This window comes from Acinetobacter sp. YH12218 (assembly GCF_013417925.1).
Classification (GTDB): domain Bacteria; phylum Pseudomonadota; class Gammaproteobacteria; order Pseudomonadales; family Moraxellaceae; genus Acinetobacter; species Acinetobacter amyesii.
Window position 1 is genome coordinate 1 of record NZ_VPDB01000053.1, and the last position, 20919, is coordinate 20919.

A 20919-nucleotide genomic window follows, 5' to 3' on the forward strand; every position below is an offset into this window, starting at 1 on the left:
TCATGAGAAAGCCCATATAAATGGGTAATGTACAAGTTGCTGTAGAAGCATGTTTAATTCGTCTGATCACAGATACTTTATAAAGTATTTTAATACTTTTTTGAATCAGTCAATGCGTAAGTCCTATCATATATAAAAGTGATGATAGTGAAAGTTATTCACTGTCATTGCTGACTGCTTTAAATGGATTTCATAGAAACGTAGTGAATTAAAGGTATAAAGCGATAGATAAATGGTTATTTATTGATGAAACGCTCGTTCAAGTCTGTCAAAAGGATTAGAAGATGTTATTATGTAACGTAGTAAAAAGAGAGAGGATAGGAATGTCAGCTCTCTTTTGTTTTTGTATATGAGATGAGGGAAAAATCGAACGTAGACTTTTGTCTTAATTGAAAGATCATTTTATATGTAGCACCATATCATAGATGAAAATACAAACAGTGTATTTCGCTAATTTATGAGAGGTATGTGTCAAAAAAATCAATTGAAAATGCTCGAACGTGTTAGCATTTAAAGCATCACTATATGTAAAAAATGACTTTGAATTGGGTACATTTTTTCTACAATTTAAGCGCTGTAGACGGTATATAAATGTTAATAAAGTCGCTTTAGAAAAGATAATGGTGCAAATTTTATTTTTTCTAAGACGATTTGCAAAAATTGCCCGATTTATGTCGGGTATTTCTCAATGAGTAATGATGCCGCTGAGGGCGTTATTGTTCATTAATCACATTGGGTAATCCTAATGTAGTGATAACGCCTCAAGGCTTAAGCCTAATGGGGACTAATGTCATATTACCAATTTGACATTACTAATCATGGGTTCGCTTAAAAAGCATCCTGAAATGTTTTGCAATAGGAAATGGGTCCACAAATGCAAGAAGTTGCTGACGCACTGCGTCTTGACACTGAACTTAGCGCTGACAGTGCAGCGTATATTGAAGAACTTTATGAGCAGTATCTAACGGCTCCAGACTCAGTAGAGGCTGATTGGCGTGAATACTTCGATAAATTCCCGAAAGGTGATCAACCACATAGCAATGTACGTGAGCAATTCCTATTATTAGGCCGTAATTCAAGCCGTGTTCAGCCTGTAGTGCAAAGTGCAGTAAGTTCTGAGCATGAACGCCGTCAAATCGGTGTATTACAGTTGATCGCTGCATACCGTAACCGTGGTCATCAAAACGCAAAATTAGATCCACTTGGTCTTGCAAAACGTGAAATCGTGCCTGATCTAGATCTTGCTGCGCACGGTCTAACGCAGTCTGACTTAGATACTGTATTTAATACAGGTAACCTTGCAATCGGTAAGTCTGAAGCAACACTTGGTGAAATGGTTCAAGCAATGGAAGCAACTTATACTGCTTCGATTGGTGTTGAATACATGCACATTGTTGATACAAAAGAAAAACGTTGGATTCAACAACGCCTTGAAGGTACTCGTGGTCAATTTGGCTACACTGCAGACCAGAAAAAACACATCCTTGAACGTCTAACTGCAGCTGAAGGCCTAGAAAAATACCTTGGTAACAAATTCGTTGGTGCGAAACGTTTCGGTGTTGAAGGTGGTGAATCTTTCATTCCTATGGTGAATGAACTTATTCAACGCGCAGGTTCAGTAGGCTGTAAAGAAGTGGTTATCGGTATGCCTCACCGTGGCCGTTTAAACCTTCTTGTAAACATCATGGGTAAAAACCCAGCTGATCTATTTGGTGAGTTTGAAGGTAAATCTCTGCATAAAAAAGGCTCTGGTGACGTTAAATACCACCAAGGTTTCTCTTCAAACGTAATGACTCCGGGTGGCGAAGTTCATTTGGCATTAGCGTTTAACCCATCACACTTAGAAATCGTTGGACCTGTAGTAGAAGGTTCTGTACGCGCACGTCAAGTACGTCGTAAAGATATCGGTGGTGATGATGTATTACCAATCATCGTTCACGGTGATGCTGCATTTGCAGGTCAAGGTGTAAACCAAGAAACCTTCCAAATGTCACAAACTCGCGGTTATACCGTGGGTGGTACAGTTCATATCGTTGTAAACAACCAAGTTGGTTTCACAACGTCTGACCCACGTGATGCGCGTTCTACAGAATACTGTACTGACATCGCGAAAATGATCCAAGCACCGATCTTCCATGTGAACGGTGATGATCCTGAATCTGTATTATTTGTTTCTCAATTGGCACACGATTTCCGTCATACATTCCGTAAAGACGTTGTAATCGATATGTTCTGCTACCGTCGTCGTGGTCATAACGAAGCCGACGAGCCAGCTGCAACTCAGCCAATGATGTATCAAATCATCAATAAAAAAGCGACTACACGTACGCTTTATGCTGACAAGCTTGTACAAGAAGGTGTTCTTGATCGTGCTTCTGCTGATGCAATGGTTGAACAGTATCGTTCTGACCTTGAAGCAGGTAAACACGTTGCAAATGCGTTGGTACTTGAGCCAAATACAAAAATGTTTGTGGACTGGAAACCTTACCTAGGCCACGAATACACAGACAAATGGGATACCACTTTCCCAATCGAACGTCTAAAAGAGCTTGGTGCGAAAATGCGCGAGCTTCCAGAAGGCTTCGTGATGCAACGTCAGGTTGCTAAAGTGATTGATGACCGTCTGAAAATGCAGACTGGTGAAATGCCATTGAACTGGGGTGCTGCTGAAACATTAGCTTACGCGTCTCTTCTAGATGAAGGTTTCCTTGTTCGTTTAACAGGTGAAGACGTTGGTCGTGGTACATTCTCACACCGTCATGCAAAACTTCATAACCAAGTAGATGGTTCAACTTACATTCCATTATGTAACTTGAAAGAAAACCAACCACGTACAGCTATCTATGACTCATTATTGTCAGAAATGGCGGTTCTTGCATTCGAATACGGTTATGCAACGACTCTTCCGAAGAGCCTTGTCATTTGGGAAGCGCAATTTGGTGACTTCGCAAACTGTGCACAGGTTGTAATCGATCAGTTCATCGCGTCTGGCGAAACTAAGTGGGAACGTGTATGCGGTCTGACTATGCTTCTTCCACATGGCTTTGAAGGTCAAGGTCCTGAGCATTCATCAGCTCGTTTAGAGCGTTTCTTACAGCTATGTGCTGAAGAAAACATGCAAGTGATCACACCGACTACACCAGCGCAGATTTACCATGCGATGCGTCGTCAAGCACTTCGTCCAATCCGTAAACCAATGATCGTGACTTCACCGAAGTCTCTTCTTCGTCACAAACTTGCAACTTCTACATTAGAAGAACTTGCAAATGGTTCATTCCAAACTGTGATCGACGAAATCGACAACATCAACAAGTCAGACGTAACTCGTCTAGTGCTTTGTGGTGGTAAGGTTTACTACGACTTACTTGAAAAACGTCGTGAAAAAGAATTGAACAACACAGCAATCGTTCGTATTGAACAATTGTATCCGTACCCAGAAGCACGTCTTGCTGAAGTTCTTGCACAATATCCAAATGTTAAAGAATTGGTTTGGGCTCAAGAAGAACCGAAGAACCAAGGTGCATGGTTATTCATCGCTCCGCGTCTGTATGACGACGTGATGAAAGCGGGCAAACAAGTTCGTATTAGTTATGCAGGTCGTGAAGCTTCTGCTGCACCGGCTTGTGGTTCACCATATTTGCACGCAAAACAACAAGCTCAGCTCGTAAATGATGCTTTAGCTATCGTAGCTGAATAACAGGAGATTCTTAATAATGGCAACCGAAATTAAAGCACCGGTATTCCCAGAGTCAGTTGCTGACGGTACAGTTGCAACTTGGCACAAACAACCAGGTGAAGCAGTATCACGTGACGAAGTGATTTGTGATATTGAAACAGATAAAGTTGTTTTAGAAGTTGTAGCTCCTGCTGACGGTACGATTTCTGCAATTGTTAAAAACGAAGGCGATACAGTTTTATCGAACGAAGTGATTGCGACTTTTGAAGAAGGTGCTGCTTCTGGCGCTGCTCAAACTCAAGCTGTTCAATCAGAAGAGAAAGTAGAACAAGCTGCTGCGCAAACTCAAGCGGGCGCTGCTCCTGTTGTTGAACGTGCTCAACCTGTTGCTGATCAAGCTCCTGCAGTGCGTAAAGCATTGACTGAGTCTGGCATTGCTGCTGCTGACGTTGCTGGCACTGGCCGTGGCGGTCGCATCACTAAAGAAGATGTTGCAAACCATCAAGCTAAACCAGCTGCTCCTGCTGCTGCGCCATTAAGCGTTGCTGTTGGTGAACGTATCGAAAAACGTGTTCCTATGACTCGTCTTCGTAAGCGTGTTGCTGAACGTCTACTTGCTGCAACTCAAGAAACTGCAATGTTGACTACGTTCAACGAAGTAAACATGAAACCAATCATGGAAATGCGTGCGCAATACAAAGATGCTTTTGAAAAGCGTCATGGTGCACGTCTTGGCTTCATGTCATTCTTCGTTAAAGCGGCAACTGAAGCACTTAAACGCTACCCAGCTGTAAACGCTTCGATTGATGGTAATGACATCGTTTATCACGGTTTCTACGACATCGGTGTTGCTGTATCAAGCGACCGTGGTCTAGTAGTTCCAGTTCTTCGTGACACTGACCGCATGAACTATGCTGAAGTTGAAAATGGTATCCGTGCATACGCTGGTAAAGCGCGTGATGGTAAATTGGGTATTGAAGATATGACTGGCGGTACATTCACTATTACTAATGGTGGTACTTTCGGTTCTTTGCTTTCTACACCTATCTTAAATACGCCACAAACTGCGATTTTGGGTATGCATAAAATCCAAGAACGTCCTATGGCTGTAAATGGTCAAGTTGAAATCTTGCCAATGATGTACTTAGCGCTTTCTTATGACCACCGTCTAATCGATGGTAAAGAAGCAGTAGGCTTCCTTGTAACAATCAAAGAATTGTTAGAAGAACCAGCTAAGCTAATCCTTGATCTTTAATACTTCAGAATAATGCAATGGGCTTAGAGCGATCCTCTAAGCCCATTTTTGGAGATACATATGTCTCAATTTGATTTAGTTGTTATTGGTGGCGGTCCTGGTGGTTATGAAGCTGCTATCCGCGCTGCTCAATTAGGCTTTAAAGTAGCTTGTATTGAAAAACGTATTCATAAAGGTAAACCATCTTTAGGTGGTACTTGCTTAAACGTGGGTTGTATCCCATCTAAAGCATTACTTGATTCATCTCACCGCTATGAAGATACCGTTCATCACTTAGATGACCACGGTATTACAACAGGTGAAGTGAAATTTGATCTTGCAAAATTACTTGATCGTAAAGACAAAATTGTTAACCAATTAACAATGGGTATTGATGGCCTACTTAAAGGCAACGGTATCGAATGGTTAAAAGGTACAGGTAAATTACTTGCAGGTAAGAAAGTTGAGTTTGTATCTCACGAAGGTGAAACTCAAATTTTAGAACCTAAATATGTAATCCTTGCATCGGGTTCTGTGCCGGTAAATATTCCTGTTGCTCCTGTAGATCAAGACATTATTGTTGACTCTACTGGCGCGCTTGAGTTCCCAGAAGTGCCTAAACGTCTTGGCGTAATTGGTGCGGGTGTCATTGGTCTAGAGCTTGGTTCTGTTTGGCGTCGTCTAGGTGCTGAAGTTGTTGTATTTGAAGCAATGGATGCATTCTTACCAATGGCTGATAAAGCTTTGGCAAAAGACTACCAAAAAGTATTGACTAAACAAGGTCTTGATATCCGTGTTGGCGCTAAAGTTGCTGGTACAGAAGTGAATGGCCGTGAAGTTACTGTTAAGTACACGCAAGGTGGCGAAGACAAAACTCAAACTTTCGATAAATTGATCGTTTGTGTTGGCCGTAAAGCATATGCAGAAGGTTTATTGGCTGAAGATTCAGGCATTAAACTTACTGAACGCGGTCTAGTTGAAGTAAACGATTGGTGTGCAACTTCGGTTGAAGGCGTATACGCAATTGGTGACTTGGTACGTGGTCCAATGCTTGCACATAAAGCAATGGAAGAAGGCGTAATGGCTGTTGAACGTATGCACGGTCACGCAGCTCAAGTGAACTACGACACAATCATCTCTGTCATCTACACACACCCAGAAGCGGCGTGGGTTGGTTTAACAGAAGAGCAAGCGAAAGAAAAAGGCCACGAAGTTAAAACAGGTCAATTTGGCTTTGCTGCAAATGGTCGTGCAATGGCTGCTGGTGAAAACGCAGGCTTTGTTAAGTTTGTTGCTGATGCGAAGACAGATCGTCTACTCGGTATGCACGTGATTGGACCTGCTGCGTCTGACATCGTACACCAAGGCATGATCGCACTTGAGTTCGTATCAAGTGTTGAAGACCTACAGTTAATGACTTTCGGTCACCCGACATTCTCTGAAGTCGTTCACGAAGCTGCACTTGCAGTCGATGGGCGTGCAATTCACGCGATTCAGCGTAAACGTAAATAAGATGTAAAAAGAGCGGCTTAGGCCGCTCTTTTTTGTTTCAGATGGTTGTTTTAATTTGAATAATCATCTAAAAATAAAGATAAGAAATATTTTAAGATTTAAAAAAGGTTAAAGCTGCTTTGACGGATGTCTGGGCTTTAATGGGTCATAACAAAGCGAAAAAAGAGTAAAAGGTTGTTCAATGAATCTACACGAATATCAAGCTAAAGCGTTATTAAAAAAATATGGTATGCCAGTCCAAGAAGGCGTATTTGTAACAACCGCAGAAGAAGCAGTCAAAGCTTTTGAGCAATTGGGTGGTAAGTTTGCAGTTTTAAAAGCCCAAGTCCATGCAGGTGGTCGTGGTAAAGCGGGCGGCGTTAAAGTTGTAAAATCTGCGCAAGAAGCCACTGATTATGTGAATCAAATGGTCGGTTCACGCTTAGTCACTTATCAAACAGATGCATTAGGTCAACCCGTCAGCGGTATTTTGGTATCTGAAGATGTTTATCCAGTAGAGCGTGAATTGTACCTAGGTGCTGTCGTTGACCGCTCTAGCCGCCGTGTGACCTTTATGGCATCGACTGAAGGTGGTGTGGAAATTGAAAAAGTTGCAGAAGAAACCCCTGAAAAAATTATTAAAGTTGAAGTAGATCCTCTAGTAGGTTTATTACCATTTCAAGCGCGTGAAGTGGCATTTGCTTTAAACCTAAAAGATGGTCAAGTGAATCAATTTGTCAAAATCATGTCTGCTGCGTATCAAGCATTCATTGAAAATGACTTTGCCTTATTTGAAATTAACCCGTTATCCGTACGTGAAAATGGCGAGATTTTATGTGTGGATGCAAAAATTGGTATCGACTCGAATGCCTTGTATCGTTTACCAGAAATCGCAGCACTACGCGATAAAACGCAAGAAAATGAGCGTGAGCTGAAAGCATCAGAATTTGATTTGAACTATGTTGCCTTAGAAGGCAATATTGGTTGTATGGTCAATGGTGCTGGCCTAGCGATGGCAACCATGGACATCATTAAACTCTATGGTGGTCAACCTGCAAACTTCCTAGATGTAGGCGGTGGCGCGACCAAAGAACGCGTAATTGAAGCCTTTAAAATTATTTTGGCCGATAGTTCTGTACAAGGTGTATTAATCAACATTTTTGGTGGGATTGTACGTTGTGACATGATTGCTGAAGCAATTATTGCAGCGGTTCAAGAAGTAAATGTGACTGTACCTGTGGTTGTTCGTTTAGAAGGGAACAATGCAGAGTTGGGTGCAAAATTACTTGATGAATCAGGTTTGAAATTGATTTCTGCAAATGGCTTGGCTGATGCTGCAGAAAAAATTGTTGCTGCGGTAAAAGGCTAAGGGAGTAGAGATCATGAGCGTATTAGTTAATAAAGACACCAAAGTATTGGTACAAGGTTTTACCGGTAAAAACGGCACATTTCATTCAGAACAATCTATTGCTTACGGCACAAAAGTGGTTGGTGGGGTGACTCCGGGCAAAGGCGGCACACAACATTTGAATCTGCCCGTATTTAATACCATGAAAGAAGCGGTGCGTGAAACGGGTGCAACGGCAACCTCGATTTATGTACCTGCACCATTTGTCCTAGATTCAATTATTGAATCGATTGATTCAGGTGTTGAGCTGATCGTCGTGATTACGGAAGGTGTGCCTACACTCGATATGCTAAAAGCTAAACGTTACCTAGAAACCTATGGTAATAATGCACGTCTAATTGGTCCGAACTGTCCAGGGATTATTACTCCGGGTGAATGTAAGATCGGTATTATGCCGGGGCATATTCATCAGCCGGGTAAAATCGGCATTATCTCGCGATCAGGGACTCTGACCTATGAAGCTGTAGCGCAAACCACCAAGCTGGGTCTAGGTCAGTCGACGTGTATCGGTATTGGGGGAGATCCAATTCCGGGTATGAACCAAATTGATTGCTTAAAGCTGTTCCAAGACGACCCGCAAACTGAAGCGATCATCATGATTGGTGAGATTGGTGGTACAGCAGAAGAAGAAGCAGCTGAATATATCCAGTCGAATGTTACAAAGCCTGTTGTTGGTTATATCGCGGGTGTAACTGCACCTAAAGGTAAACGTATGGGGCATGCAGGGGCAATCATTTCGGGCGGTAAAGGCACAGCTGAAGAGAAATTCGCTGCCTTTGAAAAAGCGGGTATGGCTTATACCCGTAGTCCTGCTGAATTAGGTTCGACCATGTACGAAGTGCTGAAAGGCAAAGGTTTGGTTTAATCGCCATACTTAAACATCAAAAGAGAATCTTCGGATTCTCTTTTTTTTACGCAAAAAAAAGCGTATTTCAGCCGCTATGCAAAAGCCATAAGGGCATGGCTATGTGTTCTGCTTTGGGGTGCAGTGACGCTGCATAAACGGATGGAATATTGGTTGTTCAATAACTATGAAATGTAAAGAACACATAATAATCCGAATATGTGATGATTGCGGGGATGGTCATAGGTTTATGATTTTTAAAAATAATTTCGTATGGCGTGCAGTATATTGATTTTAGGGAAAATAACTAATTTAATTGAGATTTTTAATGGATCTTTATCATTAAAGAGCTTTTTTACTTGGATGAAGCCTAATATTTTCAATAGAAATTATTTTATTTTATTTGTAATTTTCTCAAGCCTTATACAAAGGATGGTAGATCAGGAATATGAGAAGGGGGAGCTTTAAAATTGGTGAAATTTGCTATCTCAGTGATGAAATTTTTTTAAGAAAATCTACATGAGCATATACATCTATAGTCAGCTATTATTTTTTAGTTGATGGTTTGAAGTGCAAAAACCTTGTTAGGCCCTATTTTCAATTTAATAAGCAATTTCCAAGTTTTATAAAAACAATAGATAGAACAAAATGTTATCGAGCTGAATATATAGAAGTAAATATCTTATTCTGTAAGATGAGAAGGATATATCAATTAATTGATTTTAAATATTTTGTTTCATAATTTTATGCTGTTTGCTCTATAGCTTCTAAATGAGTATTTTTATGAAATACGCCATTTGTTCATTGATTTAACATCAGGCTGTGATGCGAAATATAAATGTCAGAAACCATTAAAAGCGCTCTGATAAGACAGAAAATGTTGTTCATTTCTTTGGGAGATTGTATGCCCATAAGTACAAGTATCTAAGCCATAAAAAAAGCAGTGCGGACACTGCTTTTTTAATTCATTTAGAATGTGTTGCTCAAGCAATCACTTCTGAATAAAGAGATTTGATGGAGCCCTATCTCAATCAAAAACTTAGTTTTTGCTGGTTTTTAAGCTCTGAGTTAAACCGTTAATATCGCCACCTTGGATACCAAGCTCACTCATCAAGCTATCAATCAGTGGGGCCTGGCTGCGGTAGCGTAGGGCACTATTCACCACTTGGTCTGACAAGGCAACATTGCCGCTGCCTTCGTGGTGAGCATCACCTTGGCAAGAACCTGCATGACCACCATTTAGACCATTTACTTGCAAAATCTTAATGTCATCAATGTTTTCCATTGGTTTCACACTTTCGCGAATGATTTCAGGTAAGTATTTCAGCATCGCTAAACGAATTTGCATTTCAACCTGTTCAGATGACAATACGTTGTTTGCTTCGTTCACTGCACGTGTACCTTCAGCATCAACTTGGTATTGTTTTTCCATCGCTTGAGCCAAGAGAACTTTTGCGTCAGCTTCACCTTTTGCTTTTAAGCGAACTTTTTCAGCTTCGGCTTCAGCTGCAATACGGATAGCTTCTGCATCATCTGCAGCTGCTTGTTTACCCGCTTCAGCCGCGACAGTAATGGCAATCGCATCTTTCTCTGCTTTTTCTTTCGCAGAAACCAATTCAACAGCTTTTTGACGTTCAGCTTGTTGGATTTGACGCACGGTAATTACTTCTTCTTCGGCTTTTACCGCTTGAGCACGGGCTTGATCGGCATGCGCTTTAGCTTCAGATTCAGCACGAGATTTTTCAGCAATGGCAATAGCACGGTCTTGCTCAGCGAGTTCAATGGTTTTCTTTTGTTCCACTTGGGCTTGCTGAATAATTTGTGACTTTTGAATATTTTGATTTTCAACGTCACGTGCAGCAGTAATACGCTTTAAGTCAACTTCACGTTCAGCAGCAATACGCGCTTCTTCGGCTTCACGTTTTTTAGCAGCTTCTTGTGATGCAATTTCTGCAAGCTGTTCTGCACGACGGATTGAAATTTCACGTTCTTGTTGCAGTTTTGCATATTCTTCTTCACGCAAAATTTGTAGACGTGCTTGTTCTGCTTCTAAGTTCTTGGTCTTGATTGCAAGATCTGCATCTTGCTCAATCGCATTACGTTTACGACGACGGTCTTCAATGGTTTCTGTCAGTTTAGTTAAACCTTCAGCATCGAACGCATTTTGTGGGTTGAAGTATTTAAAGCCTGTTTGGTCTAAGCCAGTTAATGAAACGGTTTCAAGTTCCAAACCGTTTTTATGTAAATCTTCAGACACCACTTGCTGAACTTTTTGAACGAAGTCGACACGTTTTTCATGCAATTCTTCCATCGCCATTTCTGCGGCAACTGCACGTAGAGAGTCAACGAATTTACCTTCGACCAAATTTTTAAGCTCATTTGGTGACATGGTCTTTTGACCTAACGTTTGTGCTGCTGTAGCAATCGAATCTGCGGTTGGTTTCACACGGACATAGAACTCCGCCATCACGTCGACACGCATACGGTCACGTGTAATCAGCGCTTGGTCATCTGCACGGCGAACTTCAAGACGTAGGGTGTTCATATTGACAGGGATAATTTCATGCAGCACCGGAAGCACAATAGCACCGCCACCTAAAATCACTTTTTCACCGCCGAAGCCTGTACGCACAAATGAAATTTCTTTACTTGAGCGACGATAAAGTCGAGCAATAATAAAACCAATAAAAATAAGTGCGGCAAAAATTATCCCGACTGAAACAAGGATACCGCTTGGAATAATGTCTAACATGGACGTTTATCTCTTTTGTTGTAGTTCAAGTTAACCCTCTAAAGTGCTAACAAGTTTGGTTTAAAAATCAGTATTTTGTTGACTCATCATGACTTCGAGATTTGCTGAACGTATGACGCGTTAAATGTATTTATATGGTGTTAAAAGAACTGATCGAGCATCAATTCATTCAAAATTTAGAGCATGGTGGCTTGAAAGCCTACATTTGTTTTTTGGGTTAAAACCACTGATTGACCTTGGCTGAAAATTTCATCTTGTTCAGGTTCAACCAAAATATAATGGGTCAATCCGTGTTGATCTTTGACTTTGGCTTGAGCAGGAGACTGTGGTCGTGCATCACCCAAAATGATCGTGGCCGTTCTACCGATCAATTCATCACTATAAATGGCGGTTGTTTCATCTTGCGGTAAAATACGGGCAATGAGCATTGCGCTAAAACGTACGAAGGGCATGCACAGAAAAATACATGCAGGTGCAATAATCCATGCACTGAACATCATACTGGTCATTTGGTTAACGACGGCTTGAATAGTAAAGCCCAATAAACTATAGACACATAAGAAAATGATGAGCCATACAAACAGTGGAATACGACCCAAATACAACCAATCGAGCACACGTGTCACGATACCTGCATCGGCATCTACACCTAGCTCTGCATTATGACCAACATCCTCAGGTAGGAATTGATCTAAGAAGCCTTGAGAACCACCCCCTAAAATTGTTAACACAATCTCAAAAAGTCCAAACAAGAACATTAAGCAGAGACTGATGCTAAACACGATATTAGACGGGTGAGTAAACAATTCCCACATTATATTTATCTCTATATTTATGCTTATAAAAAATCAAAAAAAATAATTCTGGCCGAATTTTTTTCAGTAAATAAAATAACATTATCTGTCGAAATTGTGTAAAAAAATTACAGATCAGATTAACAAAAAGTCGGCTTTTATGTGAGCTATTACTAAGTTTTTCTTTAAAAATAGTTGATCAATTAAGTCAGGATTATCTAAATCTAAAGTTAATAGTATTTCTGCTTTACCCATTTAAGATTTAAGTCATTGTGATCAATCAAATTTTCAGTCTAATTGCAGATATATAAGTGGTCGTGCTCAAGGGAGAGAAATGGCCTATTAAACGGCACAGAAAACAATGTTAGGAAATGTAAATTTATAAGCGTCACAGCAGTGCTGAGGGCTTTGCCGTGACTTTCGATGTCATATGGAGATTTGAACTGGCGTTCAATAGAGCGCTTTTTAGGTGGCTTTAACCGTTTTTATAACAATGAAGTTTGAATGCGTACTTTCATATCTAATGCCGCTTGAACAATAAAGGTTTTCATCCACTTCACTTGTTCGCCCATCGGATTGGTTTTAATCGCGGTGTCTAAAAAGCCCAAGCTTTCAAGTTGAAACAGTTGCTTTTCAATTTCTTCTTCTAACTGGGTGCTATTGGCTGCGAGCGGGAAGTGGATTAAGTAAAATGCTTTGGGGAAATTATAAAAAGCATAGAGCAGATTAAATGCACGTTGATCGGCCTTTAAATTGCCAGCGCCAATTTCATAGCCACGATCTTGGTTACTATGAGTCACCCCAATCAAAAATTCGAGTTTATTGTCCAAAAGTCGTAGGCCGAACTGAAGGCCAATTTGGTCTGCACTCAGCTCATGTTGGATAAAGTTATTCAGCGGGCTGCCGTCATCATTTAAGGCTTCTTGGAGCACGAGGATGTGTGAAGAATGCTGATAAATATAGCCAGCAAGACCTGCTGCTTCTATCAGCGACTTTAAGGTTTCAAGCGTATAGTGACTATATGGCATATCAATAACTATTGGAGAGTGATATAGCTACTTTAGGTACTTTGAGCGAGTTTGAATACCGATTTTTTAGAGGATTTAGCGATTAGTTAATTGATAAAAAATTGCGTAAACTTAAGGATCTCGGACTAGAATAATAATGAAATTGATAAGTCTATTGTATTAAATTAATTAAAATTGATAAGCAGTATCAGACAATTTGTATATGACGAATAAGAATATCAATATCACAAAACAAGCAATCGTTATGAAAGCTTAATCACTATAATGTATATATATCTTTAAAAGTGTAATAAGTACACATATTCTAAGCTGGTGTTGTCCATGTCATTAAATGAGGAAAGACTTACTCATCTTAAACAGCTTGAAGCTGAGAGTATTCATATCATCCGTGAAGTTGCTGCTGAGTTCGAAAACCCAGTCATGCTGTATTCAATCGGTAAAGATTCAGCGGTCATGCTGCATCTTGCTTTAAAAGCATTCTATCCTGCCAAACTTCCATTCCCACTACTGCATGTAGACACGGGTTGGAAATTTAAAGACATGATTACTTTCCGTGACAACATGGCAAAAGAGCATGGCTTTGATTTGATCGTGCATCAAAACAAAGAAGGTAAAGACGCAGGCGTGAATCCGTTCGATTACGGTAGCTCAAAATATACTGACATTATGAAAACTCAAGGCTTAAAACAAGCACTTGATAAATATCAGTTTGATGCGGCTTTCGGTGGTGCGCGCCGTGACGAAGAGAAATCTCGTGCCAAAGAGCGTGTTTACTCATTCCGTGATACTAAACACCGTTGGGACCCTAAAAACCAACGTCCTGAACTTTGGAATCTTTACAATGGTAAAGTGAACAAAGGCGAAAGTATTCGTGTGTTCCCATTGTCTAACTGGACTGAGTTGGATATTTGGCAATACATCTACCTCGAAAATATTAAATTGGTTCCTTTGTACTTGGCTGCTGAACGTCCAGTGGTTGAGCGTAACGGTACACTGATCATGGTTGATGATGAGCGTATGCGTTTAAACGAAGGTGAAGTGCCACAAATGAAATCGGTGCGTTTCCGTACTTTAGGTTGTTACCCACTTACAGGTGCGGTTGAATCAACTGCAACAACTTTACCGGAAATTATCCAAGAGATGCTTTTAGCCACCACATCTGAACGTCAAGGTCGTATGATCGACCATGACGAAGCAGGTTCGATGGAAAAGAAAAAGCAGGAAGGTTACTTCTAAGAATCTCATAATCTCCCCCTAACCCCCTCTTTACGAAAGAGGGGGAACTCCCGAGAAAGAACGGAGCCAAGTCTCCCTTTCTTAAAGGGAGATTTAGAGGGATTAAAAAGATTCAGAAACCGATTTCAAAAGAATATGTGGAGCTTTGAGCAATGTCTCATCAATCAGATTTAATTAGCCAAGACATCTTGGCGTATTTAAAACAACACGAAAATAAAGACCTTCTACGTTTCCTCACTTGCGGTAACGTGGATGATGGTAAATCGACTCTAATTGGTCGTTTGCTTTACGATTCAAAATTGATTTATGAAGATCAATTGCAAGCGGTGACTCGTGACTCTAAAAAAGTCGGTACTACGGGTGATGCGCCTGACTTGGCTTTACTTGTAGATGGCCTGCAAGCGGAACGTGAGCAGGGTATTACCATTGACGTGGCTTACCGTTATTTCTCTACAGAAAAACGTAAGTTCATTATTGCTGACACCCCAGGGCATGAGCAATACACACGTAACATGGCGACTGGTGCGTCGACTGCCGATTTAGCGATCATCTTGATTGATGCGCGTTATGGCGTTCAAACCCAAACGCGTCGTCACTCATTTATTGCAAGCCTTTTGGGTATTCGTAACATTGTGGTTGCAGTGAACAAAATGGACTTGGTTGAATTCTCTGAAGCGCGCTTCAATGAGATTCAAGCTGAATACAACGAGTTCGTGAACCAATTAGGCGACCGTAAACCTGCGAACATTATCTTCACGCCAATTTCTGCGTTGAATGGTGATAACGTTGTAAACAAATCGCCAAATACGCCGTGGTACCAAGGTCAGACTTTAATGGAGACTTTGGAAACTGTTGAAATTTCGCATGATACGAGCAAGCACGAATTCCGTTTCCCTGTTCAATATGTAAACCGTCCGAACCTCGACTTCCGTGGTTTCTGCGGTACGATTGCACTTGGTGAAGTGAAAGTTGGCGATACCATTACTGCATTACCATCTGGTAAGTCTTCGACTGTTAAAGAAATCGTGACTTTTGACGGTAACTTAGACCATGCTGTTGCAGGTCAAGCGGTAACTTTAACACTGAACGATGAAATTGATATTTCACGTGGTAACGTGTTGGTGAAAGCGGGCGAACAGCCACTCATTTCACGTTCTGCACGTGCCTCTGTGGTATGGATGACAGATGCGCCTTTAGTAGTTGGCAAGCTGTATAACGTGAAGTTTGGTACACAAACTATTCCTGCGAAAGTTGCGAAAATTAACTATCGTACCAATGTGAACACACTGGAAAAAACGGAAGTTGAACAGCTTGAATTGAATGCGATTGCAGATGTAACGATTGAGTTTGATGCGCCAGTGGTATTTGACCGTTACCAAGACAGTCGTTACACAGGTTCATTCATCTTTATTGACCGTTTAAGCAACGTGACTGTTGGTGCGGGTATGGTTGAATCTGCGGTTGAATGGACTGCACACAACGAGCCTGTAACTGCTGAAGCGCGTGCTGCACGTTTAGGTCAAAAACCTGCTGCGGTAACTGTGACTGCGAAAGCCCTTGAAAATGCGCAAGCGATTGAAAGTTTGTTGATTCAACAAGGTGTGGTTGCGATTGCGAAAGCTGGTTTAACTGTAGAGCAAGTCGCGCTTGTACGTGAAACTGGTGTGGTTGTGATTACAGATACTGCTGAAGGTACTGATGTGACTTATGCATTCGAGACTGCTGAAGAAGTTGCTGAGAAAATTGTTGAGTTAGTTCGTCTGTAATAGATTGAATTGATTTAGAATAACCCGCTGAAAAGCGGGTTTTTTTATAAAAAGGATATAAATTGAATAATTTAAGTTGATTTTATTTTAAGTATCCCAATAAAAAGAAATAGAAAAAATTCATGGATGATTTGATGACAGTACCACTTAACCCATATTTATATCATATTGCGCACATTGATAAACTTTCGTCGATAATATCACATGGATTATTGTCAGATAGTATTGTGTCTCAAAATCAGTTTGGTGGTACGGTAATTGGTCTAAGTCACATAAAGCAAAGGCGTTTAACAGAGCTAACTCTAAGTTGTTATCCTAATTTATATGTGGGGGAATGTGTTCCATTCTATTTTTGTCCCAGATCAGTAATGCTGTATATGATCAATCAGGGTAATTCAGATTTAACGTACGATGGAGGGCAGTCTGATATCATTCATTTGCGTTTTGATATGCATGAATGTGTTCAATGGGCAATAGCTAATAGAAGGCGTTGGGTCTTTACCTCTACTAATGCTGGTTCTAGATTCTTTGAAGATTACAATAATTTAAGTGATCTAAGTCTATTGGATTGGAATGCTATTTCTAGTCGATATTGGAGTGGCTGTAGAGATCAAAAACAAGCTGAATTTTTGATTGAGAATTCAATTTCATGGAATTTAGTTAAAGAAATAGGTGTTTATAATCAAGCTATGTTGAATCGTGTTAACGTTTTATTAGTTGGTCAAACTCATAGGCCACATGTTAGAATCCAACAAGATTGGTACTATTGAGATTTCGTTATGATTACATTTACTCATGGCGACATATTAAAAGCTGATGTGGAAGCTATTGTTAATACAGTTAATTGTGTTGGTGTAATGGGTAGAGGCATTGCTCTTCAATTTAAGAAAGCATGGCCAGATAACTTTAAACACTATGCTGTAGCATGCAAACGAAATGAAGTAGTACCAGGAAAAATGTTCATTTATGAAACATTAGGACTAACTAATCCTAAATATATTATTAATTTCCCGACAAAAAGACACTGGAAAGGTGCAAGTCGTATTGAAGATATTGAATCCGGCTTGCAGAGTTTAGTTTTAGAGATTAAAGATAAAAAAATAAGGTCTATAGCAATTCCTCCTTTAGGAGCAGGTTTAGGGGGATTGGATTGGAAAATTGTCAAAGAAAGAATTGTTCACTATTTAGATGGATTATCAGATATTGATATTTTGATATACGAGCCATTAAATTCAAATATAAAAATTGAAAAAGTAATCAATAAACAAGTGCCAAATATGACTCCAGGTCGTGCAATTTTAATTGAATTAATGCAAAGATATTTAAAAGGTCTACTGGATCCATTTGTTTCTTTGTTGGAAGTACAAAAACTTTTATATTTTATGCAGGAAGCAGGAGAACCCTTGCGCTTAAATTATAAAAAAGCTCTTTATGGACCTTATGCTGATAATTTAAGACATGTATTAAATGTAATGGAAGGGCATTATATTCAGGGATATGATGATGGTGGAGATGATCCTTCTAAAGCACTCAGTTTAGTTCCTGGTGCTGTTGAAGAAGCTCGAGAATATCTTAAGAATTATCCTGAAACATTGCAGCGTTTTGAAAAAGTTACAGATATAGTAGATGGTTTTGAAAGTAGATTTGGTCTGGAGTTACTTGCCTCTGTGCATTGGGTAGCTAAATATGAAGGCTCCAAAGATAGAGAGGAATTAGTAAATAAAATTCATAATTGGAATATAAATAAAAAGAAATTTACTCCACGCCAGATAGATATTGCATATAAGAATTTACAGGATAATTTTGTATTTTCTTAATTTTAAGAACCACTGAAAAGTGGTTTTTTATTTTATAAAATTATATTAAGATATATCTTAATTAACCTTAAGCTATATCTTTCCTATGTCGAAATCAGATCTGATTGTAGACATCGAAAGTCCTGTCAAAACCCGCAAACGCCTGTTTGAAGCAGGGCACATGAAACTATTGGTGCTGCATCTCATCTCCAAAGCACCTAAGTTCAGCTACGATATTATCAAAGATGTCGGCGCAATCGTCGGCGGAGGTTACAGCCCAAGCACAGGTACAATTTACCCAACGCTGAATTACCTTGAAGAACAGCAATACATACATGCAGAACTGAATGCAGAAGACCGTAAACAATACAGCGTTACACAGTTAGGCGTAGAGCATCTAAATACTGAAAAAGTCACAGTAGAGAAGATCCTGTGCCGTTTTGATACTCGCAAGCAAATTCATAACAACGAACAATACGTTGACATCAAACGTGCGATGGAAAACCTAAAAGCATCACTGCGTATCAAAATTCAGCACTGTGAACTGACACCTGAACAAGTGTATGTCATTGCAGAAAAAATCGATCAGGCGGCCGTTGAAATCAGCCGTATGGAGGTGACACAATGAAGCAGCATCAATATGAAATTACGCTCAAACACATTGCCGATGCACAGGGCAATCCATCGACCTATACCGAAGCTTTGCAGTTTAATGCCTACAACCATGATGACTTGTTTAAGGTGCTGGAGCATTTGACCAAAGCGCAATTGTTAGATGATGAAAAAACCAAAGCCTTTGCTGTGGGTCTGAAACTGTTTGGTGAAACCTTGCTGGAAAATAAAGACCATCCTTTATTTAAAGATTTCATGCCGCATTTCGGCCAGTTTATGAAAACACTGAAACAAACCGTAAAAGCCCAGAACGCAGCCCAAGACGAACAATAGGTGTTTACAGATGAATCAACGCCCAAAATTTCATCCCAAACATATGACTTGGCTGATGCCTCTAATTCTGTCCGGCATTATGAGCGGTTCAATTTCCTGCTTTAATATGCTGATGAATAAAGGCTTAGTTGAAGGCTTTCTTGGTATTTGGCTGCGCGCTTGGGGTATGTCATGGATGGTGGCGTTCCCGCTCATTTTGATCGTGTTGCCATTGGTGCGTAATACTTTAATGAAGTTTGTACGCCTGCCGAATGAGTCTGCATCCAAATAAAAGGTACATCCGTTTAGTCATGAGTTGAATGTGACTGCATAGCATCTTGAATGATGGCTGTTAATTCAGTCAGCGATTTAACTCCTGCAATACGTTGAATGACTTGCCCGCGATAAAATACTAAGGTTGAAGGTAGTCCATAAACGTTATAGCGCAAGGTTAGTATCGGTGAGGAATCAATATTTACCTTGCCAAATTTGAGCTGTGCATGCTGTGCGGACATTTGACTTGCGCACTGCTCAAATACAGGGAAGTTCTGCACACAGGGCGCGCACCAGTCTGCATAGAAACGAATCACGGCAAAACCATCGAACCATTCATAGTCGCTGGCGTTATCTTCGTTATATTCAACAACCTGAACCATGTGCTGCCTATTATTAATTTGCTAAATAGTCAGCCAATTATACATAAGTCCATTGTTATTCAATCTGTATGCTTTCTATGTTCAAATAGTGCATAGATAGATGAATAGTCAATAATTGAAAAGGAAAAACAATGTCACAGCAAAGCATGCAGCAGGTCATTATTACTGAGCCAGGCGGTGTAGATAAACTGGCCTATGAAAGCGTTGCCATCCCAGAAGCGAAAGCGGATGAAGTGTTGGTAAAAGTGCATGCCTTTGGCATCAATCGTCCAGACATTTTACAGCGCCAAGGCTTGTACCCAATGCCGAAAGGGGTAACACCAGTACCGGGTTTAGAGGTTGCAGGCGAAGTGGTTGCTGTGGGTGCAGAAGTCACTTTGTTTAAGGTGGGCGATAAGGTTTGCGGACTGACCAATGGTGGCGGTTATGCAGAATATTGCGTGGTGCCTGAAAGCCAAACCATTGCGATTCCTGAAGGCGTCAGCTTTACCCAAGCGGCAGCCATTCCTGAAACCTTCTTTACCGTATGGGCCAATGTATTCCAAATGGGTAAAGCCAAAGCAGGTGAAACGGTGCTGATTCATGGGGGAACCAGTGGTATTGGAACCACAGCAATCATGCTGTGTAATGCCTTGGGCATGAAAACCTTTGCTACGGTCGGTTCAGATGAAAAAGTAGCAGCGATCTCTGATATCACACATGCGATTAACTACAAGACTCAAGACTTTGAGCAAGTGATTAATGAAGCGACCAATGAGCAAGGTGTAGATGTCATTCTAGATATCGTTGGAGCACCGTATTTGGCGCAGAACCTCAATCTATTGCGTCGTGATGGTCGTTTGGTCTATATCGCATTTTTAGGCGGTGCAAAAGCCAAAGAGGTGAAATTGGGTCAAATCATGATGAAGCGCTTGACGATTACAGGCTCAACCATGCGTGCGCGTAATACTGCAGAAAAAGCAGAGATTGCCAAAGGCATTCAGGAAAATGTTGTTCCGTTATGGTCTAAAGGTGAATGCCTGCCAATGATTTACAAAACATTTAAGTTTGATCAAATTCAAGAAGCACATGCAGCCATGGATACAGGCGACCATGTGGGTAAGATTGTGGTTGAAGTGATCTAAAGGATTATTTTTAAAACGCGATGTATTTGCAGGGTGTTTTAAAATAATAAAAGAGGGCGATGTCCACTGCTGTCCCACAATTTTTCACAAGAGGAAGCTCATTTGAGCTTCCTCTTGTTTTATGGGTATTTTATCGGGTGAAAATAAAGCTTTTAAAGTTCTTCTTTCAAACAAATTCACTTGAATTATT

Annotated in this window: 17 protein-coding genes; 13 read left to right on the forward strand and 4 right to left on the reverse strand. The window is 40.4% G+C overall.

Translation table 11 applies throughout. The features are described from left to right. Nucleotides 1–874: 874 nt before the first annotated feature. The 5 genes from FTV03_RS13250 (at nucleotide 875) to sucD (ending at nucleotide 8674) form a co-directional block, all read left to right on the forward strand. A complete protein-coding gene (locus FTV03_RS13250) occupies nucleotides 875–3697 on the forward strand; it encodes a 2-oxoglutarate dehydrogenase E1 component (protein ID WP_111884450.1) in 2823 nt (940 codons plus the stop codon). Between the two features lie 16 nt (nucleotides 3698–3713). Continuing rightward, entirely contained in the window at nucleotides 3714–4931 is a 1218-nt protein-coding gene (odhB, locus tag FTV03_RS13255) for a 2-oxoglutarate dehydrogenase complex dihydrolipoyllysine-residue succinyltransferase (RefSeq protein ID WP_078192990.1), read from the forward strand. A gap of 60 nt (nucleotides 4932–4991) precedes the next feature. Further along, nucleotides 4992–6422 (forward strand): dihydrolipoyl dehydrogenase, encoded by a 1431-nt coding sequence (gene lpdA / locus FTV03_RS13260; protein WP_078189903.1) that lies wholly within the window; start codon nucleotides 4992–4994, stop codon nucleotides 6420–6422. A 181-nt stretch (nucleotides 6423–6603) separates the two neighbouring features. Continuing rightward, nucleotides 6604–7770, forward strand: coding sequence for an ADP-forming succinate--CoA ligase subunit beta (gene sucC, locus FTV03_RS13265; protein WP_078192988.1), 1167 nt, complete (start codon nucleotides 6604–6606; stop codon nucleotides 7768–7770). A 13-nt stretch (nucleotides 7771–7783) separates the two neighbouring features. Continuing rightward, a complete protein-coding gene (gene sucD / locus FTV03_RS13270) occupies nucleotides 7784–8674 on the forward strand; it encodes a succinate--CoA ligase subunit alpha (RefSeq protein WP_168379215.1) in 891 nt (296 codons plus the stop codon). 1018 nt (nucleotides 8675–9692) lie between these two features. Here the strand turns inward: sucD and FTV03_RS13275 are convergent. The 3 genes from FTV03_RS13275 to FTV03_RS13285 form a co-directional block, all read right to left on the reverse strand. After that, nucleotides 9693–11405, reverse strand: a complete 1713-nt coding sequence (locus tag FTV03_RS13275) for a flotillin family protein (RefSeq protein WP_168379214.1) — start codon at nucleotides 11403–11405, stop codon at nucleotides 9693–9695. Between the two features lie 176 nt (nucleotides 11406–11581). Continuing rightward, the gene (locus tag FTV03_RS13280) at nucleotides 11582–12220 is read right to left on the reverse strand and encodes a YqiJ family protein (protein ID WP_111884396.1); all 639 of its coding nucleotides are present in this window, start codon (nucleotides 12218–12220) and stop codon (nucleotides 11582–11584) included. Nucleotides 12221–12684: 464 nt separating this feature from the next. Beyond that, nucleotides 12685–13227 (reverse strand): hypothetical protein, encoded by a 543-nt coding sequence (locus FTV03_RS13285; protein WP_180026463.1) that lies wholly within the window; start codon nucleotides 13225–13227, stop codon nucleotides 12685–12687. A gap of 321 nt (nucleotides 13228–13548) precedes the next feature. Between FTV03_RS13285 and cysD the strand changes: the two genes are divergently transcribed. From cysD to FTV03_RS13320, 7 genes are all read left to right on the forward strand, one after another. Continuing rightward, complete coding sequence (cysD, locus tag FTV03_RS13290; protein WP_078189893.1) at nucleotides 13549–14463, forward strand: sulfate adenylyltransferase subunit CysD; 915 nt, start codon at nucleotides 13549–13551, stop codon at nucleotides 14461–14463. 152 nt (nucleotides 14464–14615) lie between these two features. Continuing rightward, nucleotides 14616–16229 carry a sulfate adenylyltransferase subunit CysN gene (gene cysN, locus FTV03_RS13295; protein ID WP_180041680.1) on the forward strand — a complete coding sequence of 538 codons (1614 nt, stop codon included), beginning with the start codon at nucleotides 14616–14618 and terminating at the stop codon, nucleotides 16227–16229. A 122-nt stretch (nucleotides 16230–16351) separates the two neighbouring features. After that, nucleotides 16352–16999: a DUF4433 domain-containing protein gene (locus tag FTV03_RS13300; protein ID WP_218950656.1), complete on the forward strand. Its 648-nt coding sequence runs from the start codon at nucleotides 16352–16354 to the stop codon at nucleotides 16997–16999. Between the two features lie 9 nt (nucleotides 17000–17008). Next, nucleotides 17009–18046, forward strand: coding sequence for a macro domain-containing protein (locus tag FTV03_RS13305; RefSeq protein WP_180041682.1), 1038 nt, complete (start codon nucleotides 17009–17011; stop codon nucleotides 18044–18046). Between the two features lie 85 nt (nucleotides 18047–18131). After that, complete coding sequence (locus FTV03_RS13310) at nucleotides 18132–18653, forward strand: PadR family transcriptional regulator (protein WP_180041684.1); 522 nt, start codon at nucleotides 18132–18134, stop codon at nucleotides 18651–18653. Next, the gene (locus FTV03_RS13315; RefSeq protein ID WP_180041686.1) at nucleotides 18650–18970 is read left to right on the forward strand and encodes a DUF3861 domain-containing protein; all 321 of its coding nucleotides are present in this window, start codon (nucleotides 18650–18652) and stop codon (nucleotides 18968–18970) included. Before FTV03_RS13310 ends, FTV03_RS13315 begins: the two co-directional genes overlap by 4 nt. A gap of 10 nt (nucleotides 18971–18980) precedes the next feature. Next, the gene (locus FTV03_RS13320; RefSeq protein WP_180041688.1) at nucleotides 18981–19241 is read left to right on the forward strand and encodes a DUF2798 domain-containing protein; all 261 of its coding nucleotides are present in this window, start codon (nucleotides 18981–18983) and stop codon (nucleotides 19239–19241) included. A 13-nt stretch (nucleotides 19242–19254) separates the two neighbouring features. Here FTV03_RS13320 and FTV03_RS13325 read toward each other — a convergent pair whose 3' ends face one another. Further along, on the reverse strand, nucleotides 19255–19605 hold the full coding sequence (locus FTV03_RS13325) for a co-chaperone YbbN (protein ID WP_180041690.1): 351 nt from the start codon (nucleotides 19603–19605) through the stop codon (nucleotides 19255–19257). Nucleotides 19606–19736: 131 nt separating this feature from the next. Between FTV03_RS13325 and FTV03_RS13330 the strand changes: the two genes are divergently transcribed. Next, the gene (locus FTV03_RS13330) at nucleotides 19737–20729 is read left to right on the forward strand and encodes an NAD(P)H-quinone oxidoreductase (RefSeq protein WP_180041692.1); all 993 of its coding nucleotides are present in this window, start codon (nucleotides 19737–19739) and stop codon (nucleotides 20727–20729) included. The last annotated feature ends 190 nt before the right edge of the window (nucleotides 20730–20919 follow it).

Excerpts from the sequence above, each read along its gene's own strand:
- FTV03_RS13300 (WP_218950656.1), top strand. The coding sequence starts at position 16,352 with ATGGATGATTTGATGACAGTACCACTTAACCCATATTTATATCATATT.
- cysN (WP_180041680.1), top strand. The coding sequence starts at position 14,616 with ATGTCTCATCAATCAGATTTAATTAGCCAAGACATCTTGGCGTATTTA.
- cysD (WP_078189893.1), top strand. The coding sequence starts at position 13,549 with ATGTCATTAAATGAGGAAAGACTTACTCATCTTAAACAGCTTGAAGCT.
- FTV03_RS13305 (WP_180041682.1), top strand. The coding sequence starts at position 17,009 with ATGATTACATTTACTCATGGCGACATATTAAAAGCTGATGTGGAAGCT.
- FTV03_RS13275 (WP_168379214.1), bottom strand. The coding sequence starts at position 11,405 with ATGTTAGACATTATTCCAAGCGGTATCCTTGTTTCAGTCGGGATAATT.
- FTV03_RS13315 (WP_180041686.1), top strand. The coding sequence starts at position 18,650 with ATGAAGCAGCATCAATATGAAATTACGCTCAAACACATTGCCGATGCA.
- sucD (WP_168379215.1), top strand. The coding sequence starts at position 7,784 with ATGAGCGTATTAGTTAATAAAGACACCAAAGTATTGGTACAAGGTTTT.
- FTV03_RS13280 (WP_111884396.1), bottom strand. The coding sequence starts at position 12,220 with ATGTGGGAATTGTTTACTCACCCGTCTAATATCGTGTTTAGCATCAGT.
- FTV03_RS13320 (WP_180041688.1), top strand. The coding sequence starts at position 18,981 with ATGAATCAACGCCCAAAATTTCATCCCAAACATATGACTTGGCTGATG.
- odhB (WP_078192990.1), top strand. The coding sequence starts at position 3,714 with ATGGCAACCGAAATTAAAGCACCGGTATTCCCAGAGTCAGTTGCTGAC.
- lpdA (WP_078189903.1), top strand. The coding sequence starts at position 4,992 with ATGTCTCAATTTGATTTAGTTGTTATTGGTGGCGGTCCTGGTGGTTAT.
- FTV03_RS13285 (WP_180026463.1), bottom strand. The coding sequence starts at position 13,227 with ATGCCATATAGTCACTATACGCTTGAAACCTTAAAGTCGCTGATAGAA.
- FTV03_RS13330 (WP_180041692.1), top strand. The coding sequence starts at position 19,737 with ATGTCACAGCAAAGCATGCAGCAGGTCATTATTACTGAGCCAGGCGGT.
- FTV03_RS13325 (WP_180041690.1), bottom strand. The coding sequence starts at position 19,605 with ATGGTTCAGGTTGTTGAATATAACGAAGATAACGCCAGCGACTATGAA.
- FTV03_RS13250 (WP_111884450.1), top strand. The coding sequence starts at position 875 with ATGCAAGAAGTTGCTGACGCACTGCGTCTTGACACTGAACTTAGCGCT.
- sucC (WP_078192988.1), top strand. The coding sequence starts at position 6,604 with ATGAATCTACACGAATATCAAGCTAAAGCGTTATTAAAAAAATATGGT.
- FTV03_RS13310 (WP_180041684.1), top strand. The coding sequence starts at position 18,132 with ATGTCGAAATCAGATCTGATTGTAGACATCGAAAGTCCTGTCAAAACC.